This window comes from Cupriavidus sp. WS (assembly GCF_000395345.1).
Classification (GTDB): domain Bacteria; phylum Pseudomonadota; class Gammaproteobacteria; order Burkholderiales; family Burkholderiaceae; genus Cupriavidus; species Cupriavidus basilensis_B.
Genome location: NZ_AQPL01000326.1, coordinates 1 through 5,031, shown reverse-complemented (window position 1 = coordinate 5,031; position 5,031 = coordinate 1). Strand labels below are relative to the sequence as shown.

The window sequence follows — 5,031 nt, the reverse complement described above, 5'->3', positions numbered from 1 at the left end:
GGTCCCCGTCACGGGACCGGCCGGCCTTTTTGCATTGCGCGCCGTCCATTGCGCGCCATATTCCGGCGGCGGATTTCATTCGCCCGCGCGATGCCGTTAAAGCGCCGCAATATGTGCACTGCGCAAAAACAAGAATACCGAACCGCGCAGGAAAAATGGCGCTGAAAATACGCTGAATTCACATTGAAAATACGTTGAATACACGCGGAAATTCCGCCCGGCGTGAGCGTATACCCTCTGTCCGCCGCGATTGCGGCGCCGGGATTACCGGCCTACCATGAATTTGAACGTGCCCCCACGGCAGCCCCGCGTTCGAACGGTGTCATTAGATATAACGTTAAAGATATAACGACTAAGGGAGACATCAGATGCAGGATTATCAAAGCCTTGTCTTTGTGTGCGCTATTGCCCTCGTGTGCCTTTATGTCGTACTGGGCACGCTGGCGCAGTCCCGCGCCATCAAGTTCGGCGCCCCCGCCATTGTTTCCGTGCTCATGCTAGCCTTCTCCATTTCGCCGTGGCACGCGGTGGGTTGAGCCGTCAGCACAATTCCTGACAGCACATCCGCTACTCCGCCGCGGCATGGTTCATGCCGCGGCCGCACCGTGCGCCCGGTTTCCACGAGGAGGCTTACGATGCGCCGCAGCATAGTGCATTGCGTCATTGCGATATCCGCGGGCCTGACGGCCCTGCCGGGCGCGGTCCATGCACAGACCGCCCAGGCTTTCACCGCCGGTCCCGTCGACCTGCTGGCCGGCCCCGGAAGGGAATACCCGGTGGTCGCGCAACTGGCCGGCGGCACGCCGCTGTCGGTGATGGGCTGCGTCAGCCAGTACACGTGGTGCGACGTGGCGCTGCCCAACCTGCGCGGCTGGGTCTACGGCGGCATGCTCAGCTATCCGTACCAGGGCGGCGGCGTGCCGGTGCTCAGCTACGGCGCCATGATCGGCCTGCCCATCATCACGTTCTCGCTCGGCTCGTACTGGGGCAACTACTATCGCAACCGGCCCTGGTATCACGACCAGGGCCGCTGGGCGCACCGCCCGCCGCCCGGGCGCTATCCCGGTTATCCGCCGCCGCATGCGCGCCCGCCCGGCGGGCCGTCGCATGGCGGACCGCCACACGGCGGGCGTCCGGCCGGCTACGGCGGTGGCGGTGGACATGGCGGTGGCGGCGGCGGTGGCGGCGGTAGTCATGGCGGTGGTGGCGGTGGTCACGGTGGTGGTGGTAGTGGTCACGGCGGCGGCGGTGGCGGTCACGGCGGCGGTGGTGGTGGTCATGGTGGCGGCGGCGGTCATGGCGGCGGCCACGGTGGTGGCGGAGGCGGCGGCCACGGTGGTGGCCACGGCGGCCGCTAGTCTCCGGTCTCCCGCGGGTGGCAGGCACTGGCAAACGGGTTCACCCGGCGTGCGCACTGCGGCCATTGCCGCGCGCGCCGGCGTGGCCCAGAATTTCTCCGGACGCGGTCCGCACGAACGCCCGCCATTCAAGAAGAGAGACACCAAGGAGACCAACCACCATGCGCGATTACGCGGAGGCCATCGGCAGCTTTTCCTATGAAGCCGCGCTGGCGGCATGCCTGAACGGCACGCCCGAGGCGCTCAACGCCTGCGTCGAATGCTGCGACCGCCACGCGCTGCCGGGCCGCATCGCCCTGTTCTGGGAAGGCCGCGACGGCACCAGCGAGACCTACACGTTCACCCAGCTGCAAAAGCTCTCGGCGCAGTTCGCGGGCTTTCTCAAAGCGCAGGGCATCGGCCCCGGCGACCGCGTGGCCGGGCTGCTGCCGCGCACGCCGGAACTGCTGGCCACCATCCTCGGCACCTGGCGCGCGGGCGCGGTCTACCAGCCGCTGTTCACCGCGTTCGGGCCGAAGGCCATCGAGCACCGGCTGCAGACTTCGGGCGCGCGCCTGGTCGTCACCGACGGCGCCAACCGCGGCAAGCTCGACGACGTGCAGGGCTGCCCCGCCGTGCTCACCGTGGCCGGCGCCAAGGGCCGCGGCCTGGTGCGCGGCGACTTCAGCTTCTGGGCCGAGCTGGAGCGCCAGCCGGCGGATTTCGCCCCGGTCATGCGCAAGGGCAGCGATCCGTTCCTGATGATGTTCACCTCCGGCACCACCGGCCCCGCCAAGCCGCTGCTGGTGCCGCTCAAGGCGGTGGCGGCGTTCGCCGGCTACATGCGCGACGCGGTGGACCTGCGCCCCGGGGACGCATTCTGGAACCTGGCCGATCCGGGCTGGGCCTACGGCCTGTATTACGCGGTCACCGGGCCGCTGGCGCTGGGACACCCCACCACGTTCTACGACGGCCCGTTCAGCGTCGAAAGCACCTGCCGCGTGATCGACAAGTACGGCATCACCAACCTGGCCGGCTCGCCCACCGCGTACCGCCTGCTGATCGCCGCGGGCAAGGCCGTGTCCGGGCCGCTGCGCGGCAAGCTGCGCGCGGTCAGCAGCGCGGGCGAGCCGCTCAACCCCGAGGTCATCCGCTGGTTCGCCGACCAGCTCGGCGTCACCATCCACGACCACTACGGCCAGACCGAGCTGGGCATGGTGCTGTGCAACCACCACGCGCTGCGCCATCCGGTGCACGTGGGCGCGGCCGGCTTCGCCAGCCCGGGCCACCGCGTGGTGGTGCTCGACGACGAGGCGCGCGAACTCGGCGCGGGCCAGCCCGGCACGCTGGCGCTGGACCTGGAGCAGTCGCCGATGTGCTGGTTCGGCGGCTACCACGGCACGCCCACCGGCGCCTTCGTCGGCAAGTACTACCTGACCGGCGACACCGCCGAGCTGAACCCGGACGGCAGCATCAGCTTCATCGGCCGCGCCGACGACGTCATCACCACCTCCGGCTACCGGGTCGGCCCGTTCGACGTGGAGAGCGCACTGATCGAGCACCCGGCCGTGGTCGAGACCGCGGTGATCGGCAAGCCCGACGCGGAGCGCACGGAACTGATCAAGGCCTTCGTCGTGCTGGACCCGCAGTACCGCGCCAGCCCCGAGCTGGCCGAGGAACTGCGCCTGCACGTGCGCAACCGCCTGGCGGCGCACGCCTACCCGCGCGAGATCGAGTTCGTGGCCGAGCTGCCCAAGACGCCGAGCGGCAAGGTCCAGCGCTTCATCCTGCGCAACCACGAAGTGGCGAAGCAGCGCGAGGCCGTGGCGCAAGCATAGGCCCGGGAGCACGGACGGCGGCACCGCGGCCTGTGCCGCCACGCGGTGCCTCATCGCGCCCGCGTGCGTTCGACACAATGTGCGGCAGCCAACATAAGGCGGCCCGCCAGGACCGTGCCCCACGTCACGGGGGAATGCTGGATGTCGCCCTTGCTGCACAGCAGCAGCATCTAACCGAAATTGTCCGGGTATGTCCCTAGGGGCTAACGAAATAGCGCCCTCTAGAATCAGCCCCTGGATGGTGCACTGCGCAATGCAAGGCCCATCCTCTTCCGAACCAGACCCTCGTCCCGCGCCGCGCGGCACCACCGCCGCGCATGCCGGCCGCACCTTGGCCACGCGGCGGGGCGAATCACAGGAGAGCACGCATGTTCGTTTTTCCGTCCGAGCAGTTCGCCGAAGTCCAGAAGGCCAGTTTCGCCAACCTGTTCGCGCTGACGAATACGGCCTTCGACGGTTTCCAGAAGCTGGCCGAGCTGAACCTGCAGGTAGCGAAGTCGTCGCTGGCCGAGAGCCAGGACAACATCCAGGCCGCCCTGTCGGGCCGCGACCTGCGCGATGTCTTCACCACCCAGGGCACGCTGGCCCAGCCCGCGGCGGAGAAGGCGCTGTCGTATGCGCGCCAGTTGTACGAGATCGCCACCGAGACGCAGGCCGAGCTGGCCAAGACGGTGGAAGCGCAGTACGAGCAGAACAGCCGCCGCGTGCAGGGCTTCGTCGACACCTTCGTGAAAAACGCGCCGGCCGGTTCGGAAGCCCTCACGGCGCTGCTGAAATCGACGGTCGCGGCCGCCAACAACACCTACGAATCGGTGCAGAAGGCGACCAAGCAGGCCGCCGAGACGGTCAAGTCGAACATCGAGGCCTCGGCCGCGGCCGCCAGCGGCGCCGTGCAGCAGGGCACCCGCCGCGCCACCAAGGCGGCCTGACCCGGCGGCAGGAAAAATCCGCCGCCAACGGCGGATTGGCGCCAGGGCGGGGCAACTGCGGGACAGCGGCGGCGCAATATCGATGCAATGGCGCTGCGATAGCGCTGCAATAGCGACGACGCCACGGCGAAACACCGCCCGGCGCGGCCCCGGTGCCGCGCCGGGCGCGGCGGGCCTACTTGCCGCCCTTGCCCTTCATCAGGTTCTTCGCTTCCTCAATGTTCTGCTCGGCGCGCTTGGTGATCACCGCCAGCGCCTCGGCCTGCGATTTCTGCGCCATCTCGGCCAGCTCGCGCATGTTGTTGAATGCCTTCTGCAGGCCCTGCTGCACGAATTCGCCCTGCTTGGCCATCGCCTCGGCGGGGTTGCCGCCGGCGCCCATCTGCTGCGCCGCGGACTGGATCTCCTGCATGGTCTTGCTCAGGATCTCGGTCTGTTTCTGCACCAGCGCCTGCATGCCCTGGTAGGCCACCTTGTTGGCTTCCGTGAGCGCGTCGATGTCCTTGCGCCGGGCTTCGATCACCGAGGTCATGTCGACGCCGGGGAGCTTGAACTGCTCAAGCAGCTTGCTGAAATCGGTAAACGGATTTGAGGTCGTGGCCATGATGCATCTCCTCGCAAGGGGGAATCGTGAAATGAGCCGCGCCAGGCGTCGGCTTGCCGCGCGCAGATCGCCGGCGCGGTGACTCCAGTGTAGCGCGTGCCGCACAGCGCGCGGAAACGAATGCGGCCCTTGTCCCGCAAATCCGCCGCGCCCATTCAAAATCCGCGAACGCTTCTTTCGAAACTCTGAACTGGTCCGCGCGCCGGGCCGTCGATACACTCGCCCGCATCGTTGGCCCCCTTGCGGAGAACCCATGCTTCATCAGGCTTTGGCCGGCATCAAGGTGCTGGATTTGTCGCGGATCCTGGCCGGCCCCTGGTGCA

At 68.1% G+C, this 5,031-nt stretch carries 6 protein-coding genes; 5 read left to right on the top strand and 1 reads right to left on the bottom strand.

Annotated elements, in window-relative coordinates; genetic code table 11:
- The first annotated feature begins 368 nt into the window (after positions 1-368).
- The 4 genes from K206_RS43860 (at position 369) to K206_RS0124725 (ending at position 4,104) form a co-directional block, all read left to right on the top strand.
- Entirely contained in the window at positions 369-536 is a 168-nt protein-coding gene (locus tag K206_RS43860) for a hypothetical protein (RefSeq protein WP_020205073.1), read from the top strand.
- Positions 537-635: 99 nt separating this feature from the next.
- Positions 636-1,358 (top strand): SH3 domain-containing protein, encoded by a 723-nt coding sequence (locus K206_RS44375; RefSeq protein WP_231401670.1) that lies wholly within the window; start codon positions 636-638, stop codon positions 1,356-1,358.
- A 161-nt stretch (positions 1,359-1,519) separates the two neighbouring features.
- A complete protein-coding gene (locus K206_RS0124730) occupies positions 1,520-3,175 on the top strand; it encodes an acyl-CoA synthetase (protein ID WP_020205071.1) in 1,656 nt (551 codons plus the stop codon).
- 368 nt (positions 3,176-3,543) lie between these two features.
- Entirely contained in the window at positions 3,544-4,104 is a 561-nt protein-coding gene (locus K206_RS0124725; RefSeq protein WP_020205070.1) for a phasin family protein, read from the top strand.
- 175 nt (positions 4,105-4,279) lie between these two features.
- Here the strand turns inward: K206_RS0124725 and K206_RS0124720 are convergent, their stop codons facing one another.
- Positions 4,280-4,708, bottom strand: a complete 429-nt coding sequence (locus tag K206_RS0124720; protein ID WP_020205069.1) for a phasin family protein — start codon at positions 4,706-4,708, stop codon at positions 4,280-4,282.
- Positions 4,709-4,961: 253 nt separating this feature from the next.
- Between K206_RS0124720 and K206_RS44370 the strand changes: the two genes are divergently transcribed.
- A partial coding sequence (locus K206_RS44370) for a CoA transferase (RefSeq protein WP_231401671.1) occupies positions 4,962-5,031 on the top strand: 70 nt, incomplete at its 3' end.